At 61.6% G+C, this 18,404-nt stretch carries 15 protein-coding genes and 1 pseudogene; 3 read left to right on the top strand and 13 right to left on the bottom strand.

Annotated features, from left to right (window positions below):
* The 3 genes from EK373_RS12800 to EK373_RS12790 all read right to left on the bottom strand — a co-directional run bounded on the left by EK373_RS12800 (window position 1) and on the right by EK373_RS12790 (window position 4,764).
* A complete protein-coding gene (locus tag EK373_RS12800; RefSeq protein WP_129643023.1) occupies window positions 1-1,722 on the bottom strand; it encodes a serine hydrolase domain-containing protein in 1,722 nt (573 codons plus the stop codon).
* A gap of 10 nt (window positions 1,723-1,732) precedes the next feature.
* Window positions 1,733-3,877 (bottom strand): S9 family peptidase, encoded by a 2,145-nt coding sequence (locus tag EK373_RS12795; RefSeq protein WP_129643022.1) that lies wholly within the window; start codon window positions 3,875-3,877, stop codon window positions 1,733-1,735.
* A gap of 146 nt (window positions 3,878-4,023) precedes the next feature.
* Window positions 4,024-4,764, bottom strand: coding sequence for a helix-turn-helix domain-containing protein (locus EK373_RS12790; RefSeq protein WP_129643021.1), 741 nt, complete (start codon window positions 4,762-4,764; stop codon window positions 4,024-4,026).
* A 65-nt stretch (window positions 4,765-4,829) separates the two neighbouring features.
* On the opposite strand from EK373_RS12790, the gene EK373_RS12785 reads away from it, so the two are divergent.
* Window positions 4,830-5,903: a branched-chain amino acid aminotransferase gene (locus tag EK373_RS12785; protein ID WP_129643020.1), complete on the top strand. Its 1,074-nt coding sequence runs from the start codon at window positions 4,830-4,832 to the stop codon at window positions 5,901-5,903.
* 71 nt (window positions 5,904-5,974) lie between these two features.
* On the opposite strand, the gene EK373_RS12780 is transcribed toward EK373_RS12785, so the two are convergent.
* From EK373_RS12780 to EK373_RS12770, 3 genes are all read right to left on the bottom strand, one after another.
* Complete coding sequence (locus EK373_RS12780; RefSeq protein ID WP_129643019.1) at window positions 5,975-8,032, bottom strand: lactonase family protein; 2,058 nt, start codon at window positions 8,030-8,032, stop codon at window positions 5,975-5,977.
* A 286-nt stretch (window positions 8,033-8,318) separates the two neighbouring features.
* Window positions 8,319-9,350 carry an MBL fold metallo-hydrolase gene (locus EK373_RS12775; RefSeq protein WP_129643018.1) on the bottom strand — a complete coding sequence of 344 codons (1,032 nt, stop codon included), beginning with the start codon at window positions 9,348-9,350 and terminating at the stop codon, window positions 8,319-8,321.
* Between the two features lie 115 nt (window positions 9,351-9,465).
* On the bottom strand, window positions 9,466-10,581 hold the full coding sequence (locus tag EK373_RS12770) for an alpha/beta hydrolase family protein (protein WP_157994342.1): 1,116 nt from the start codon (window positions 10,579-10,581) through the stop codon (window positions 9,466-9,468).
* 113 nt (window positions 10,582-10,694) lie between these two features.
* Here EK373_RS12770 and EK373_RS12765 point away from each other — a divergent pair, with 113 nt between their 5' ends.
* Entirely contained in the window at window positions 10,695-11,012 is a 318-nt protein-coding gene (locus EK373_RS12765) for a hypothetical protein (protein WP_129643016.1), read from the top strand.
* Window positions 11,013-11,114: 102 nt separating this feature from the next.
* Here EK373_RS12765 and EK373_RS33715 read toward each other — a convergent pair whose 3' ends face one another.
* Both EK373_RS33715 and EK373_RS34250 read right to left on the bottom strand, forming a co-directional pair.
* On the bottom strand, window positions 11,115-11,426 hold the full coding sequence (locus EK373_RS33715; RefSeq protein WP_269813493.1) for a winged helix-turn-helix domain-containing protein: 312 nt from the start codon (window positions 11,424-11,426) through the stop codon (window positions 11,115-11,117).
* Window positions 11,427-11,445: 19 nt separating this feature from the next.
* A pseudogene (locus tag EK373_RS34250) lies at window positions 11,446-11,541 on the bottom strand (hypothetical protein); the annotation flags it as partial.
* Window positions 11,542-11,872: 331 nt separating this feature from the next.
* On the opposite strand from EK373_RS34250, the gene EK373_RS12755 reads away from it, so the two are divergent.
* Window positions 11,873-14,233: an arylsulfatase gene (locus EK373_RS12755; RefSeq protein ID WP_129643014.1), complete on the top strand. Its 2,361-nt coding sequence runs from the start codon at window positions 11,873-11,875 to the stop codon at window positions 14,231-14,233.
* A gap of 13 nt (window positions 14,234-14,246) precedes the next feature.
* On the opposite strand, the gene EK373_RS12750 is transcribed toward EK373_RS12755, so the two are convergent.
* The 5 genes from EK373_RS12750 to EK373_RS12730 form a co-directional block, all read right to left on the bottom strand.
* Window positions 14,247-14,774: a GNAT family N-acetyltransferase gene (locus EK373_RS12750; RefSeq protein ID WP_129643013.1), complete on the bottom strand. Its 528-nt coding sequence runs from the start codon at window positions 14,772-14,774 to the stop codon at window positions 14,247-14,249.
* Between the two features lie 81 nt (window positions 14,775-14,855).
* Window positions 14,856-16,103 (bottom strand): RNA polymerase sigma factor, encoded by a 1,248-nt coding sequence (locus EK373_RS12745; RefSeq protein ID WP_157994340.1) that lies wholly within the window; start codon window positions 16,101-16,103, stop codon window positions 14,856-14,858.
* Window positions 16,104-16,107: 4 nt separating this feature from the next.
* Window positions 16,108-16,455, bottom strand: a complete 348-nt coding sequence (locus tag EK373_RS12740; protein WP_129643011.1) for a YciI family protein — start codon at window positions 16,453-16,455, stop codon at window positions 16,108-16,110.
* A 121-nt stretch (window positions 16,456-16,576) separates the two neighbouring features.
* Complete coding sequence (locus EK373_RS12735; RefSeq protein WP_129643010.1) at window positions 16,577-17,689, bottom strand: hypothetical protein; 1,113 nt, start codon at window positions 17,687-17,689, stop codon at window positions 16,577-16,579.
* 84 nt (window positions 17,690-17,773) lie between these two features.
* Entirely contained in the window at window positions 17,774-18,388 is a 615-nt protein-coding gene (locus EK373_RS12730; protein ID WP_198683249.1) for an NADPH-dependent FMN reductase, read from the bottom strand.
* Window positions 18,389-18,404 lie beyond the last annotated feature (16 nt).

Here is an 18,404-nt window from a genome sequence, read left to right as displayed (position 1 = left end):
CTAAGCCGTCGCCACACGCCACAGATCTTCGCCCGAAAGCTTCAGCCGCATGCACCGGCCATTGACGACCTCGCCGAACTGAATCCACTCGGGACTGTGCGGCTGGTCGCGCAGGTTGAAACGATCGCCCGCGGCTTCCAGCGGCATCATGCCGTCGATCCACAGCCGGCCCTTGCGAAGCACGATGCGGATGCTGCCGATCCAGGGATTCTCGTTGCGATAGTGACCGACGTAGCTCTGCCATTCCTTGGGCACGTTGAATTGTTTCTCTCCTTGATACTTCGCGTTCGTATACCAGTCGCCACCCCAGGTCGCTTCGACGACCGCGCTCTTGGGATCTTTCGCATCGGCACGACCGAATACGAGCAGGAACTGACTCTTGCCGCCATCTGCGACGACAAATGCTCCAGGCGCACCGGCCGGTTGCAAAGGCACCTTGCCGCTGGTGCGCACGAGGAACAGTTTGTCGCCGCTCGCCTCGATCTCCAATTTGCCACCACCGCTCTGTTGATAAGAGCCCGCGTAGTCAGCGGCATTGGGCACCTGCAGCGCCGGGTTGGCGGCCGGAACGTTTGGCATTGGCTTCGATGCCTGCTGCTCACGCATGAGTTGCACGGCGAACTGAGTGACAGCCGTCGGACGATATCCCTGCTGAGCGTTGATCGAAGCAAATGCGCCGACGCCGTTGTCGATATCGACCAGCAGCGAAGACATGAAGGACACCATGCCGCCGGTGTGACGCACGACCGTGTGGCCGTCGAGTTTGTCGACGGCGATGCCGTATCCATAGCTCGCGGTCGGACCGAACTCCGGCGCGACGATGTGCGCCTTGGTAAATAGCGCGAACGAATCCTTCGACATCAACCGGCGACCGTTCGGACCTTCGCCGCCGTTCGCGATCATGCGCAGATACGCGCCCATGTCTTTTGCTGTTGCGAGCACGCATCCGGCGCCCCCGGTGTAGATGATGCCGGGAGCTTCCGCCAGGCGCGCATCCCGTGTGCCCGGACGATCGCTCTGAAACGGCTGATAGTTCTTCACGATGCGATCGCGAATATCGTGCGTGATCACCGGCTCCGACCGAGTCATGCCGAGCGGCTCGAAAATGCGCTTGCGAATGATCTCGGGCAGCTCCCGGCCATCGAGCGTCCAGGCCAGGTCCCCCAAGGCCTGGTAACCCATGTTGCAGTAGTGGAAGTGCGCGCCAGGCGCATACGCCGCCCGATGACGCATCGATGGATCCGACGGCAGCAAGGGCGCATTGCCCGGCAAACCTGCGCCGTGCGTCAACAAGTGATGTGTAGTGATCGGCGCGAATGCCGAGTCGATGCGAAACCACGGCAGGTATTCCACGATCGGCTTGTGCAGATCCAGCTTGCCTTCGTCATGGAGCTGCAGCAGGCAGATTGCGACGAACGATTTGCTGATCGAGCCGATCTCGAACAACTCATCGTCCTGCACCGGCGCGCGATGCTCGACATCGCCGAATCCGTAGTGAACGACCCGTCGCAGACCTTTGCGATCGGCGAGCGCCAGCGTCATCCCCGGGGCCTTCATTTCTTCCATGTATTGGCGCGCGTATTCGTCCAGGCGCGCAAAGAGATTCGCATCCGCGCCGGATTTCGTCGTGCCTGACGAATCGGCGACCGCGAAGCGGCCCATCGCGGTCACCCCAGCCAGCAACCCCGTGTGCAACAACATCTCACGGCGACTGATCGACATTGTTTTCTCCTCAGGTACCAGGCTGCTGCAGGTAACGATCGATGAATTCGTGCGTCGTTTCGAACACGCGGCGCCAGCTTCGGTGCAGGATGAAATCGTGCACTTCGTTGGGAATCACCAGCAACTCGGGCTCGACGTTCGTATGCTCGCGCAAGCCGCGAACCAACTCCACACTCTGCGAAAAGAGCACCGCCCGGTCGTCGTCGCCGTGCACGATCAGCACGGGCGTGCGCCAGTCCTTGATCGTGGCCATCGCGGATGACTGGAACGCCACCTCGGCAACTTCGGGGGACGCGCCAGGCGCCGTCAGATCGGCAAGGAACGATTTCCAGTTGTGCACGCCCGCCATGTCGACGCCGACCGCGAAGTCCTGCGGATAGCGTGCGAGCGCCAGCGAGGTCATGATGCCACCGTAGCTCATTCCATAGACGCCGATGCGAGCGGGATCGATGTCGCCGCGACTCTTCAAGTACGCAACCGCCCCGGCGATATCACGAGCCTCACTGCCGCCGCCCGCAGCGAATTCGTCAGGCTCACGGAAGTTCAGGCCGTAGCCCGTGCCGCCGCGGAAGTTCACCGAGAGAACCACATATCCCTTGGAGGCAAGGAACTGGTTCATCGCATACATATGAGTGTAGGCGCCCATCGGGTGCCAGCCGAGCAGCATCTGACGCTGCGGCCCGCCATGGAAGAACAGCACCGCCGGCTGCTTCGCACTCTTCTTGCCGGACGGTTCGAACAGCTGACCGTGCACCGACAAACCGTCGGGGCTCTTGAAGACGACACGCTGCGGGACTACCAGACGATCGCTCGGGAAGGACACCGCCTTGCCGCTCGCGGGTAGCGTCTTGAACGCGCCATCTGCTTGAATCAGCGCCGGCGCCATCGGATTGCGAGCGGTGCTGTGCATGGCGAACAACGAGCCCTGCGGCGTCACCACCGGAAAGTCTTCGATGCTCTCGCCCTTGGTCGCGCGCTGTGGCTTGCCGCCTTTGGCCGAAACGCGCCAGAGATGACGATGATCATCATCCTCGGCATTGGACGAATAAACCACCTCGCGCCCGGTCTGATCCAAGGTCATCGCAAAGACTTCCGCGCCGTCTTGTGACAACGCCACCGGGCGCGCGCCCTTCTGGCTCAGATCCAGCGAATAGAGCCGCAACCAACCGGTTTGCTCCCAAGGAAACAACAGGCGATTGTCCACGGTCCACAACAGGCTCGTGCTGCCCTCGATGGGCTGAAAAATGCTGCCGGGCCCGGCATCGGCGGTCCACACCCTGTTGCCCGTGCCGGTGGCGACTTCGGCAACCCAAATCGACCAGGGCTCGCCCGCACGCTTCGCGAAGAACGCATCGGTCCAGAAAGATTCCCCGAGCGACGGATAACGAACCCACGCGAGCCGCTTGCTGTCGCGAGACCAGCGCAGGCTCATGTCCCAATCGACGCCCGGGCTCATCCATTGAATGTTCCTGGACGCGAGCTCGATGACACCGACGACCGAGAAGTCTTTGCGATTGCTGATGAACGCGAGGCGCTTGCCATCCGGCGACCACGACAGCTCGCTCGCGGCGCCGGCGTCTTGAAGCAACTGAGTCGCAGCGTCGCTGCGGGCCAGATTGCCGATCCAGATCTGCCCGCCGCGCACGAATACGACGTCATCGTTCACGGGCGAGGGCACGGCGTTGCTGCCTTGCCCGAACGAACGAATCTCTCCCGAATCGAGCCGCACCGAAGCGATTTCCATCGCAGTCGGTCCGGACGCGGCGCTCGATGGATTGACCGGGCCGCCACCTTCGAGACTGCCGCCGCGCGAGAATACGAGCATGGAAGCATCGTGCGACCACTGCAGATCGGCGAGCTCGATGCCGTTGTCTCCTTCTTGAAGCGTAAGCGCGCGAACGGCGAACTTTCCGTCGCTGCCGGCCTGTCCCAAATAGATATTCCGAGCGCCGAGGTGATTGGCGATCCACGCAACTTGCTCGGCCTTCGGCGACGCAGTCAACCCATACGGAAACGGCGCGCTCAACAGATCTGCGATGGTGATCGATTTATCGGCAGCCTCGGCTCGAGGACCAGTGACGAACGCGCCGAGCAAAAGACATAGAGACAGCAGCGCCGCGCCATAGCCACGGGCAAGCCAGTGGGATTGCGTCATACGACTCCCGGATTGTTGTATCCCCCGCGAGCCAGTCTAGGGAGCCCCATATTCCTGTCAAGAGAATTTTCTCCATACAGGATAAACTACTCCGAATGGAGACGACCGAGGCGAAATTCTCCCGCGCGCGCCCGAAGCGGAAAAAGCTACGCAGCGCCGACGCGGCGCCTGGCTTTCGCGGAGGACTTCCTGTGCGTGGAAGATTTGAGCGCCTTCGGCTTTTCGGCGTTGCCAGCCACGGCGGTCTTGGTAGTCTTGGGCGCTTCGCCACGCGCCTGAGAAATCAACTCCTGCTGGAGGTTGGCCGCGGCCGAAGCGCAGACCGCGAGAATCGTCGCTTCCGCGAAGCCGCCGGCAACGAGGTAGCCGTGGCCCATCTCGCTGTCCAGATAGGCGTACTCACCCGCACGCAACGTAATGGGATCGTAGAACTCCGAGTGCACCTCGATGGCGCCTTCGAGCACGTACACGAATTCCTCGCCGGCATGACGCAGCAGCTCACCGAATTCCTGCATGGTCCTGGAGCGCACGCGGCTGATGATCGGAATCATGATCTTGCCGCGCAGCTCGGTGCACAGATAGCGATAGTCGTAGTTCTGGGTTTCTACGCTCAGACCGTCGGCAGCGGTTTTACCGACGCTCCGCCGCGCCATGCCCTTGGGCTGCGCAGTGAGCGTCGACGAATTCAAGAAGTCCGACAAGCCCATGCCGAGCTTGTCGCTCAGGTCCACCAGCTTGTCATAGGTCAGCGTGAGATGACCCTTCTCCACCTTGGCCAGCGTCGACAGCGGGATGGCGACGCGCTGGCTCATCTCGGCGAGCGTCCAGCCGTTGCTGTTGCGGATGTGCCTGACGATATTTCCGAGGCTGGGCTTGGCCTTTACCATACAATGCAAATCATAGCGTCAGCGCTGCTTCGGTGCAGCTTGCTCCGCGTTCTCGAGGATCACACATGACTTTCACGATCACACCGCACGCTTCGCCCGTCAGCACGCAGGCCAGAGAGAAAACCCTCGAAGATCCCGGCTTCGGTCGCGTCTTCACCGATCATATGGTGACGCTGCGCTGGAGCACGGACCGCGGCTGGCACGACGGCAAAGTCACGGCACGCGCGCCGCTCGCGATCGACCCGGCCTGCGCAGTCCTGCACTACGCACAGGAAATCTTCGAAGGCATGAAAGCGTATCGCACGGCCCAAGGCGAAATCGTGCTATTTCGTCCCGAAATGAATGCGACCCGCTTCGCTCGCTCGGCAGAGCGCCTGGCGATGCCCGTCCTGCCGGAGTCGATGTTCATCCAGGCGGTCGAAGAGCTGGTGAAGATCGACAAGCACTGGGTGCCGAGCGGCGCGGGCAGCTTGTACTTGCGCCCCTTCATGTTCGCGAGCGAAGCGTTCCTCGGCGTGCGTCCGGCGCAGGAGTACATCTTCTGCGTGATCGCCTGCCCCGTCGGTCCGTATTTCAAGGGCGGCGACAAGCCGCTGAAACTCTGGGTCTCGGACCAATACACTCGCGCGGCTCCCGGTGGCACCGGAGCCGCGAAGTGCGGCGGCAATTATGCGGCCAGCCTCATCGCTCAAGCCGAAGCGACCGAGCACAGTTGCGATCAGGTCGTGTTCCTCGACGCGGCCGAGCATCGCTGGATCGAAGAGCTGGGCGGCATGAACCTGTTCTTCGTGATGAACGACGGCTCGATCGTCACGCCGCCGCTCACCGGCACCATCCTCCCGGGCATCACTCGCACCAGCATCATCGATATCGCGCGCGAGCTGGGAATGAAGGTTTCGGAAGCGCCCTATGCGTTGGAGCAATGGCGCGCGGATGCTCAGAGTGGAAAGCTCAGCGAAGCGTTTGCGTGCGGCACGGCTGCAGTGATTGCGAGCATCGGAGAGATCGTCAGCTCCTCCGGTTCGTTCCGACTCAACAAAGCGCACGAGTCGCCCGTCGCGAAGCAGCTCAAGGAGCAGTTGGTCGGCATTCAGCGCGGCAGCATTGCCGACTCACGCGGGTGGGTTCGCAAGGTCTGAACCAGACTGCATCGGTTGTGTCACTCGGCTGCACGGCAGAGTCCGTGCAGTCGATTAGATTGTTTCTTGAGTTATTCGAACACGACCATACCGAAACTCGCCACGCCGGCGCCGGCTCCGGGAGCGGACGGCTGTCCCATGTTCGGTCCGGTTTGCTCGATGACCAAGGTCGACCCGTTGATCGGCGCGGCCGGATCGAACGTGCCTGCCGGCTTGTTACTTCCCACGAACAGAAATTTTCCCGATGCATCGCTCGCCAGCGAACGAAGCGGCGCTTGCACGAGCACTGGCGTTCCGAGGTTGCTCAGGGCGCCGGTGGTCTGATCGATCGCAAACGTGTCGATGTGGTTGTCCGATGGCCGGTAGTTGAAGGTACCCAGCAAGTAAGCGTATCGACCGGAGGGATCGATGAGCATGTTACTGCCGCTGCTGGTCACGGTCCGATTGATGTTCAGTGGCGTCACCGTTCCCGTCCCCGGGTCGATGGAATAGGGGTAAAGCGTCGTCTCCTGCGTATAGGACACGTTCACAACGTAACGCAGGTACAGGAACCGGCCCGTGGGATCGATAGTCAGCCCCCAGCGGGTTGATGCATCCGCGATCAGCCCCCCCGAATCGGCCAGCGCAATCGTTGTGCCCGCCGTGAGCGCACCGGTGGCGCCGTCGATGGAATAGACCCACAGCTCCGCCGGCGTGAGCGGCTTGGCCCCCGAATAGCTCAGCAAGTAAAGGAACTCTCCGTCCGGCGTGATGGCGATGTGCTGGATGGCGCTCGAGCCAGAATAAGGCGCCGTTGCCACGATAGTTTGCGAAGACAACTCGCCTCCGGAGCCGATGCTGAACATCGCGATCGTGCCCGAGGAGTGACTGACAGCATAAAGGAAGTCTTCCGACGGTGTGAGCGCGAGCTGGCCCGCGATGCTACCGCCCGTGGACACAGGTGCGCCCAGAGAGCTCAAGGCCCCTGTGCTCGCGTCCACCGAGAATGAATAGACCGATGTAAAGTCGCTCGCGTACAGCGCTCTTTTGTTCCGCGCCACCGCTAAATTTCCCGTCGTAGTGCTGACGGTCGCAGCCGTCCCCATCGGCAGCAAAGCACCGCTAGCTGGATGAATGCCGAATTGAAGGAGCCGCTGGTTACCGCCAGGGGCATAGACGAAGCCGGGCACGACCGCGCAATCGATCCTGACACTGGTGATGTCCGTAGTCGTGCCGGATCCAGTGGCGTTACGAGCCGAACATACCTCGCGATGAGCGCCCGTCTGCGAGGCGACCGTCACGCTGTATAGTTCTCCGCTCAGCAGCGGAAACGGAAACACGAAGCTGCCGTCGCCGGCGATCGACAGGTCCTGATCGCCATTGAGTCGCAGGACCAGCCCCGTTCCAGTCAGTCCGGATACCGACCCGCCGACCGAGTACCTGTCCGTCGTGCAATTCACTGAAACGTCCGGAGCGACTCCGCCGATGACGCCGGACGAATTCGTCGCAACGCATGTCTGCCGCGGACCCGCCGGCTGCGAAACGATCGTCACCGAATAATTGGAACCGCTCGCCAGAAGCGAAGGAAACGCAAAAGCGCCGTTCGCGCTGACCGGCAGGTCGGTGCCATTCAAGCGCAACGCCAGCCCCGAGCCGACCAGTCCCGTGACCGTGCCGCCTACGGCATAGGTGGTCGTGGTGCAGCTCACTGAAACGTTGCTGATGACGCTGCCCGCGACGGTGCCGGAGGAGTTCGCGACGGCGCAATTCTGATGTGGTGTGCTCGGCTGCGTCTTCACCGTCACCGCGTAGCTGAGGCCGCTCGCGAGCGCATCGGGGAACTTAAAGTTACCGCTGACGCCGACCGCCAGTTCCATATCGTCATTGAGCGAGAGCACCAGGCCAGAGCCCGTCAGGCCGCTGACGGCACCGCCGACGTTATAGGTGTTGGTCGAACAACTCACCGCAACGTTGCCGATATCGCTGCTGATGGAACCCGAGGCAGCCGTGGCAACGCACGTCTGATGCGGGTTGACGGGTTGACTCTTCACCGCCACCGAGTAGCTGGCGCCACTCTCGAGCTCATTGGAGAATGTGAAGTTGCCACTGCCGCTGACGGCGAGGTCGGTGCCGCCATTTAGCGTGAGCACGAGGCCAGAACCCGTTAGACCGCTGACAGCCCCGCCGACGCTGTACGTTGCCGGCGATGGCGGTGGTGGTGGTGGTGGCGGTGGCGCTGGTGCTTCGCTATCCCCGCCTCCTCCGCCGCCGCATCCATACAAAGAAACCAACGCCGCTGTGAAAGCGACCCACCGTACGAGCATCTGCATTTTTTGGAAAGATCCGTTGTCCCAAGGCGGCCCGATTCTATCCCCGGCCCGGCATGCTCATGGTAGACATTTCAAAATCAACAAAGCGTGAGCCGGCGAGATTCTGTCAAGTGCCCACCACTGGATATCCCGCCTCGCGCCAGGCTTTCATTCCGCCATCCAACGCGACTGCGCCTTTGAATCCCATCTGTCGCAGCGTTGCGGTCGCCAGCGTCGATACTCTGCCGAATTCACAATAGACCAGGATCCTGCGCGTGGGATCCGGCAGCTCCTGATTCACCCGCAATTCCAACTGCCCGCGAGGCAGATGTTGTGCGCCTTGAATGTGACCTTCCATGAAAGCGTCCCGCTCGCGCACGTCGAGCACGAGGAAATCGCAACGGTTGGATTCGATGCATCCCTTCAGCTCGGCAAGCGACATGAACGGTACGATCGCGGCCGCTTCGGCCAGCATCTGCGCAACCGTCTTGCCGCCCGTCATGTTCGTGCGCAGCGCTTCCGTGATGTGCGTGGGCATCGTCAAGTTGAGGTTCTGCATCATCTCGACGAACGCCCCGCGATCACGTTGCTGAAGCCGCGGATTCTCGGCCAGCTCCTGGCCGATGGTGGTATGCGTGCGGCCTTTGTACTCGTGCGCCGGAAATACTTTCGTCGCCGCGTCCAGTCTCAATAATCCGTTGAAGAGACTGTCGTAGAGCGCGCTCGCATCGCCACTGGGCAAGTCGGTTCGGCCGGTCGCGCCGATGAGCAACGTGTCGCCCGTAAAGACGCGATCCTCCACCGTCAAACACATTGAATCGCGCGTGTGCCCGGGCGTGTGCATCGCCTGCAGCCGAAGCTTGCCGACCACCAGCAACTCGCCACTCTGCAATCGCAGGTCGACGAACGGCGCCGGACTCGATCCGTGCATCACCACCGGCACATTGAGTTGCTTCGCCAGCTGTTGCGTGGCAGAGAAATGATCGGCGTGGGTGTGAGTATCGACCAGATATTTGATCCGCAATCCATCGCGCGCCGCCAGCGCGACATAGCGATCCGCCTGGCTCAACTCAGGATCGATCAACGCTGCCGCGCAAGTCTCCTCGCAACCGATGAGATAGGAACGACAACCCCCAGACGCCACGGTTTCGAACAACATGACACGCTCCAGGCCGACGGGCACTGGCGTTCATCGTAGTAGCAGGCTGGCGAGCGCCGCAATAGCGGGGAACGGCGACCGCTTCAGCGCCTGAGGGCCGCGCCGCTGACGCCTTTCAATGAGAAGTCAGTTGAGGTTGCAGCGGTGTCGCAATCGCCTGCCGCGTCAACCAACTCGCCAGGATCGCGAAATACTCGACGGCTTGCGGTGCCTGCTCACTGATGCGCTCAGGGTCCATCTGGACTTGCGGCGGCACTGATACTTGCATCGAGTGATCGGCGCCGGCAATCACCACGACGTCGAGCTTCGGATACTCGGCTCGCAGCCGTTCCACCGAAACGGCGACCGGCACGACCGGATCGGCGGCCCCGTAAATCACCAGTGCCGGAACCTTGACGTCTGCCATCGTTCGCAAGGGATCGAACTCGATCTCCTTGCGCCAGCGTGAGACCGCGCGGTCCGTCACCGTCTGGCCCATGTAGAGGAGCTTGAACCAGGGCTTGATCTTGGCTGCGTCGACCAGGCGCTGCGCCGTCGCGCGATCGCCCGAACCGCGCATGTAGTCGTCGACTGCCTTACGTGTTGCGATCATTTGATCGATGTCGGCTTGGGGGTAGCCGTTCACGCGCATGACGTTGATGGAGCGGAACATCATCTGTACGTCGGGGCTCACGAGCGGAGCCGACGCGGCAATGATGAAGGCCGGCTCGGGGCTGCGCGACGCGGCCAGGAGCGCAAGCCATCCACCCTGGCTCAACCCCCAGATACCGACACGCCGAGGATCGATACGAGCATCGGACTTCAGCATTCGTATGGCTGCAATCGCATCATCGGCGAGCAACGTATAGTCGCTGGTCTGCAGATCCCCGCCCGATTTGCCGCTGCCGCGACGGTCATAGATGAAGACGGCAATGCCGAGCGCCGGCAGCATCTCTTTCAAATGCTGGTAAAGCGGCAAGTCGCGCAGCGGGAAGGCGGCTGCATGCGTTACCACGATGGCCGACTGCGGCTTGCGGCTGCGAGCCAAATAGAGCGTGCCGCTGAGTTTGGTGGGACCATTCTCGAAAGTCTTTTCTTCTTCCACCACGCTCACTGTGGCTGGCGCGCTCCAAGGTACGGCGGGGTCACTGGTCGCGTCCTGCGCATACGAGCCGGCGCTCAACGCCAATCCCAACAAGTACATTGCCGCCGCCATGGCCCGCGTGGCGGACTCGGGATGATGTTGCTTCATTGACGGGCTATCTCCATCGCCGCACATTTACCCGCCCACAATACATCGGTTGCTGGTTTCCTGGCCGCCGCGGAACTAAGATCGCGCACGCTGCGACAGGGATGAGGGAAATAATGTCAAACCGCACTGGCGGACTTATGGGAATCGTTGCGATCACGCTCTCGATGCTGACGGGATGCGCATCCAACGTTACGCAAGTACGCACCCGCAGCGCCCTGGATCTGGGTTGCGATGCTTCGGATATCGACGTGCAATTGATCGAAAGGCGGTACGTCGGAGTCACTCGCTACGAGGCGACAGGATGCGGCATCACCCGCCCCTACGAATGCCGCGCACGTTTTTATTTCCTGGGCCTGCCCATGGGCGAGAGAACCTGCAAGCGGCCCGGGTCGCCCGGGCCGGTTGGCTCACCGCGCGGGGTATCGTTCTAGACAGCCGCAGATGCAGTCCTCCGCTGGGCGCCATTCCTTTCTGCGGCGAATCGCCTTGAACCTCACAAATGATGCATCAGGCTGCGGATTCGCTCTCTGCGTTCAACGCATCCAGGTAGCGTGCATAGGCAAACACTGACCTCGCGCCCTCCCCGTCGTCTCCCGCACGATGCCGAGCTTTTCCAGCTCGCGTAGTGCCTGGGTCACAGTGGGCGTAGTCAGCGCGGTGGCTTCAGTCAGCGCGGCAATCGTTGCAAGCGGCTTCGCCTGCAAGGCTTCCTGGATCAGCAGCGCCGTCGGCGCCTGGCGCCCGATACCCTTCAACTCGCGCACCGCGTTCAACTCCGCATAGTACTGCTGGCGATGCTGCTGCGAGCGTAATGAGCAAACGACCGATGCGTCCGTTGCCGTCAAGGAAAGGATGAATTGTTTCGAACTGCACGTGCGCCAGCGCTGCCTTCACTATCGCGGACACATTTGAATGCAGAAAGCGCGCCCGGTCGAGCGCATCACGAACGGTTCCCTCCAGATGCAGCGGCGGTTCGGCGGAAGCGGCGCAGGAACAAACGCGCGGACGCTCTCGCTTCCAGCGACACTGACTGCGTATTGGCCGACTTCGATGCGCCTCATAGGGCTCCCTTATTAAGGCCGGCCGCTTAAATAGTTGAAAAGTTTAATCTTTTTTCCGCCTTGAAAGGCGGGAACAGCTCGACGCGGAATCGGTTGCAATAGGACCTCGCCTTTGCAGTCCGCGGCCTAGACGCCTCGCGGAAACGGGTGGTTCACCACTCCCCTGCGCACGAATCGACTGCCCCACGATACCCGCATAGTCACCGGACAACTCGTCGTGCGGAGCGGTCATGAAGAAAAGTGCCGGGAAACCCAACGGAAATGCGCATCCCTCCAACAGTCATGGCACGCCGGAAGTCCTGCCGCGTCCCGACTTTCACTTCAAAGGCGAGGTCGGTCGCACTTATCTCGATTCCGATCCGGCCAGGTTTCCCCAACCAGTGCGGGCGCCGGCCAGTGCGCCCAATATCCTGCTGATCCTGATCGACGACTGCGGCTTCGGTCAGTACAGCACGTTCGGCGGCGGCATCCCGTCGCCGACGATGGATAGGCTGGCCACGGAAGGGCTGCGCTACAACCGCTTCCATACCACCGCGCTGTGCAGCCCGACGCGCGCGGCGTTGATCACGGGCCGCAATCATCATTCGACGTCGTTTGCCGGCATCACCGAGGTCGCGACCGGTTACGACGGTTACACCTGCATCTTGCCTCGCAGCTGCGGGACCATCGGCGAAGTGCTCCGACAGAACGGTTACATGACGGCGTGGATCGGCAAGAATCACAACACGCCGCCGTGGGAGACGAGCGCAGTCGGGCCGTTCGATCGTTGGGCCAACGGGCTGGGCTTCGATTATTTCTATGGGTTCAATGCCGGCGACATGAATCACTGGAATCCGGTGTTGTTCGAGAATCGGAACCTGGTGGCCGCTTCGCGCGATCCGAACTATCACCTGACCACCGATCTTGCCGACAAATCGATTGCGTGGGTGCGCCACGCGAAGGCCATTGCGCCCGATAAACCGTTCTTCTTATATGTCGCCACCGGTGCGACGCATGCGCCTCACCAGACGCCGCAGGAATGGATCGACAAGTTCAAGGGTAAGTTCGACGACGGTTGGGATGCCTACCGGCAACAGACCATCGCGCGACAAAAGAAACTCGGCGTCGTTCCCGAGAACACCGAGCTGACGGAGCGCTCGAAAGGCCTGCCCGCCTGGGACTCGCTCAATGCCGATCAGAAGCGCCTCTATGCGCGAATGATGGAAGTGTTCGCCGGCTACGCCGCGCAATGCGACTACGAACTCGGGCGCATCGTCGAGGCCGTCAAGCAGCTGCCCGATGCCGACAACACACTCATCATCTACATCGCGGGCGACAACGGCGCGAGCGCCGAAGGCGGCCTCGAAGGCTCGCTGTGCGAGAACATGTTTTTCAACGGTTTCCTGGAAAAGTGGCAGGACAATATCAAGGCCATCGACGAGCTCGGCGGCCCGAAGCACTTCAATCATTTTCCGTCCGCCTGGGCGCATGCCATGAACACGCCGTTCCAGTGGACCAAGCAGGTCGCGAGTCATTTCGGCGGCACCCGCAATCCGATGATCATCTCGTGGCCCGCACGCATCAAGGACAAAGGCGGGCTGCGCGATCAGTTCATTCACACCATCGACATCGTTCCGACACTCTACGAGCTGTGCCATGTCACGCCGCCGACCGATCTGAACGGCGTCAAACAAAAGCCCATCGAAGGCGTGAGCTTCGCCGCCACGCTCGACGATGCGCAGGCCAAGAGCGCCCGCAAAACGCAGTATTTCGAGCTGGCGTGCAATCGCGGCCTGTATCACGAAGGCTGGATGGCTTCGTCGCCTTCATTCGTTCCCTGGGATCCGAATCGGCAGGAATGGGATCCGGACAAAGCGCCCTGGGAGCTCTACAACGTCGACGAGGATTTCTCGCAGGCTCACGACCTCGCCCAGCAATATCCCGAGAAGCTTCGGCAATTGCAGGATCTGTGGTGGGTCGAAGCCTCGAAGTACAACGTCCTGCCGCTGGACTGGCGCGGCACGGTTCGCATGAACGCGGAATTGATGGGACGCCCTAGCTTGATTCGTGGGCGTAACTCCATCACTTACTATCCCGGCACCGTCGGCTTGCCCGACGCCGCGTCACCGCCGATGTGCAACAAGTCATGGAAGATCACGGCGGAGATCGAAACAACGGACGACAAAGCCGAGGGCATGATCATCACCCACGGCGGGCTCGAAGGCGGCTACGGCCTGTATCTCAAACAAGGCAAGCCGACGTTTGTTTACAACTTCCTGAGCGTCGAACGCACGACGTTCGAGGCGAAGGAACCTTTGTCCGCGGGCAAGAGCACGCTGGTCGTCGAGTTCAAATATGACGGCGGCGGCTTCGGCAAAGGCGGCGAGATCACGATGAGTGCGAACCAGAACACCATCGCGAGCGGCCGCCTGGCACGCACCATCCCGATTCAGTTGTCGCTCGGCGAGGGCATCGATGTCGGCATGGACATGGGGTCGCCCATCGACTTCACGTATCAACTGCCTTTCGCCTTCACCGGCAAGATCTCGCACGTGACTATCGATCTGGGGCCGCTCGAGGCCGGCGAGAAGGCAGCTGCCGAGGCGGGTTGAGCACGCGGACGTTTCAGCGCTTCAGGATGAACTCCCGGTCCACCGTCTTGCCCACCGGAAAACCGTATTCGCCGACCTTGCTGAACCCATAGCGCTCATAGAAACGCTGCGCGCCGTAGTTCTCGGACCAGACGCCGATATAGAGAGGTGCGCGGCCCTGCGAGGCCAGCCACTCGAGGCCCAGATCCATCAAGCGTCGGCCGAGACGAAGATTGTGGAACTCGGCAAGCACATACAGCTGCTGTATTTCGCCCGACTGCGCTTCCAGGTTCTCGACCGGAAGTTTGCAGGCGCCGACCACGATGAAACCGATCTTGCGTCCGCTCGGGTGCTCGACGACGAACACGCCACGATTGGGATCGCCGAGCGTGCGGGCCCAGCTTTGTGGCGTGTGGCTTCTGGTGAGGAACTCCTGCAGATCTTCGGGCGGATACAAGTGCCCGAATGTTTCCGTGAACGTCGCCCCTCCCAACTCGGCCATTACTACGGCGTCTTCGGGAGTGGCTCTGCGGATGGACGGGGTATCGGAACTGATGGACATGGTCGTCAATGGCAACGGAACTGGCGCTAACTATGCCACGCCCCCCGTCCCCTGGGGCCGTCAAAGCGGGTTTCTGTCAATTCATGCCATCTGCAGCCTTCTGCGCACAAGCGCCTGCTCGGCGTGAGTCGGGGCCGCTCCGAGCGCACGCGTTAAATGCATGATCGCTCGCTCGCGATCTCCGCGGCGGCGATAAAGCTCGCCGAGCGTCGCGTCCCACAGGTAATAACCGAGCAGCCAGGTCGGAGGATTGATCGCTTCGAGCAAGGCGAGCCCCGCATCGGGGCCCTGCCACTCGGCCATCGCGATCGCTCGGTTCAATGTGTTGATGGGCGAGGGACTGATGCCGTCGAGCATTCGATACAGACGCGCAATCTCTTCCCATCGGGTCTCCCGATAAGACGGCGCCAGGCAATGCTCGGCAGCAATGGCAGCTTCGGCGTGATATCGAGAGAAGACATCGCCGCGAGCCGCACGATGCAGGTAAGAAACTCCGATGCGAATGAGCTCGCCATCCCATAACGAGCGATCTTGCTCCTCCAACAGAAGCAGCCCGCCGGCCCCATCGACGCGCGATTCGAAACGCGCGGCGTCCATATACATGAGTGCGAGCAACGCAGCGGTCTCAGGCACAGCGCCTATCGGATGCGCGTCGAGCAGCCTCCCCAGACGAATCGCTTCCTCGCACAGCTCGTGACGTATCACTTCGTCCGGTTGCGCCGAGCTATAACCTTCGGTGAACAGCAAATAGAGAATCTCGAGAACTGCGGGCAAGCGCGTCGCAAGCTCATCGATACCGGGCGTTTCCAACTCTTCGACATGTTCGCGCAGCGCCGCGCGCGCCCGCTGCAGCCGTTTGTAAATCGCTTCATGACTTTGGAACAGGCGAAGCGCGATCTCCTCGGTGCTGAACCCGCAAAGGATTTTTAGCGCAAACACGATCTGCGATTCGCGCGGGATCGCGGGATTCGCGCAAACGAACAGCATGCGAAGCTGGTCATCCCTGACCTCGTGTTCCAGAAAAACAGGCTCCTCGGCCCCAGCCTCTGCGGCCGCTTGTTCGGTGCTGTCGATCGAGGCATCGGTGCGCTTCTCACGTCGAAGCGCACCGAGCATCTCATTCACTGCCACACGATAGAGCCATGCGCCCTTGTCGTCCGGCTGGCCGCGCTCGGCCCATAACTGCACCGCGCGGAGCAGCGCCGTCTGCACGGCATCCTCACAAAGCTCCACCCGGTGCACGCCGAATCGACGCGACAGAACCGAGACCAACCGTCCGGACTCGTGCCGGAAGTAGTGCTCAGGAAGCGCAGCCGTCGAATCGATCACGTGCTCAACGCCAACCGAGCTCGCGGATCTCGACGCTTGCCCCAGGCACTTGGTTGATCGGGCATTCCTTCGCGATCTCGATGGCTTGCGCGAGCGAGCCGGTCTCGACGAAGGCGTAGCTGCCCATCACTTCCTTGGCTTCGATATAGGGCCCATCCGTCACGTTGCCGCCGCGAACGACCGCGCCACCGGCCTTCAAGCCCTCGCCCGGAATGACTTCCTTCTCGAACCTGGCGCGCCAGGCGGCCCAGGCCTTGTACTGGGCCTGCATTGCCTCGGGTGACGCCGGCTCCGGCGCGCCGCTGGCGGGAAATCGATACAGAAACAGAAACTTGGTTTTGGTCGTGGACATGGTTTCTCCGGGTCTGCCCGCCGACTTGACGGGCTTGCCTACCTGAGATGCTCGAGCCAGGCCTGATTGGACACGCGCCGGGAAGAAATGTGCGCAGCAGTCGGGATCCGCCTATGAGCCTCTATTTCTCGTTGGCGCACAACTTGGGCCAGGCGCTCTTCGGCAGACTCTCGCTGAATGCCGTGCCCCGGCAGTACTCCACGCTCAAACCGGAGGGTTCCGAGATCAGCGCGCCAGCAAACGGGCCGCCGACGAAGATGCTCGTGTAACGCCCGGTCTCCACGTCGCGTAACGTTCTCCAGCCAAGCACATCGACGTCGTTTCTAACCTGGACGGCATTGAAATCCGTCAGGTCCTTGGCCATCAACTCAACCACCTTGGCAGTGCCGAGCTTCAGCGCGTCGTGCAGCCTGGCTCCACCGTTGGCCAGCCAGGCCTCCATGAGCGGTGCGCGCCATTCCTCCAGGGTCGTGCCATTTTTCGCGTCGCGCAGCTCGATGGTCTGCTGAGCTCGCTCCTCTTTCGTGAGCTGGCGTCCCTGGTACTTCGCCTTCACGGCCTCGACGTCGGCCTTGATCTCCTCAGGCGTCTTGATGTGAGGCGCCGGCAGCAAGTCGCTCACGTAATCGAACCGGTTTCGATACACCCGGCCGACCAGCGGCGACTTGGGATTCGCGACCTGTTCCGCCGCGCTGAATTCGTACACCAGCGCTGTGACCTGCAGCCCCCGATAATCGGTGATCAGCGAGGAGTGCAGCTCGACGATGAGCGAAGGATCCTCGAAGACGGTTGCAGTCCGGGGCGAACCGTCGGCGAGTTGCTTGATCACCGCCGGGCTCGCGAACAGAGTGTGCGTGCTCAGAACTTCCGCGAGCACCTTCTCGAGCTCGCGTTGCGTAACTTCACGATCGTAAAGCGGCGCGAGTTTCTCCGCGTCGCCCTGTGCCAGGGCCGGCGTGCCCGAATTGGCGAGTTGCTCCATTCCCTTGGCGATCACAAAACCGGAAAGTCCACCGACCATTGAGCCGACTCTGCCCCAGGTAGCCGACGGCCCCCACCAGTGTTGTACGCCAAAGCCCTGCTCGCCGACGCGGGCATACACGACCGGCTGCTTCGACTGGACGCTGGCCTTCATGACCTCCTTGTACGGCAAGGTCACTTTCAAGGGCGAACTCGCCAAGGACGTGACCGGTGCGAGGAAGGCTGCAAGCAATACCGCGAGGTGAGGTTTCATACGCCGCATTCTAGCGAGCCACTGAATGCTACGTGCCAACGTGCGTCACCAAGCCGCGCATCGAGTTGGACTTCGGTCGCTGATTTAACAGTTGACTCGTCTGCGGAGACTGCTGCTGCCCTCGATCCAGCTGTGAAATGAACCCACGAAAGCCGAAAGTGAGCTACGCACGCGCTCATCCGTCAAAGCGCCGTCACTATCGAACGCATTGGCCGCCTCGCGCACATACATTTGCGGCTGTGGCATCACGATGGCGCCGCAGGCCGCGAGGGTGTGCCGAAGCGATGCTTGAGCGAGGCGAGTTCCCCACGGCCCGGCGCTCGCCCCGAGAATCGCGGTGGGCTTGCCGTCAAGCAGGTCGGGCTCGCTTCGCGACAGCCAATCGATTGCGTTTTTCAGCACTCCCGGCACTCCCTGGTTGTATTCAGGCGTGGCGATCAACAAAGCATCCGACTGCACGAGCGCAGCCGCCAGCCTCACGACGCCGTCCGGCGGATCGTGTGCTTCGATATCTTCATTGAACAACGGCACCGACGCCAGGTCGTCGTAGATTCGAATCGCAAGCGTTGGCCGTGCGTGCAACTCTGCGGCCGCCAGCAGTTGTTTGTTATAGGACCGTCGACGAAGACTTCCAGCCAGCGCCAGTACGACCGGCCTCATGGCGACGTCGACCACTTTTTCTCTTGCTGAGTTGGGCAAGCTCCACATCCTCAAA

It is taken from the genome of Peristeroidobacter agariperforans, assembly GCF_004138335.1.
Taxonomy (GTDB): Bacteria; Pseudomonadota; Gammaproteobacteria; order Steroidobacterales; family Steroidobacteraceae; genus Steroidobacter; species Steroidobacter agariperforans.
The sequence above is the reverse complement of the archived record's forward strand: the minus strand, read 5'-3'. Positions and strand labels throughout refer to the sequence as shown.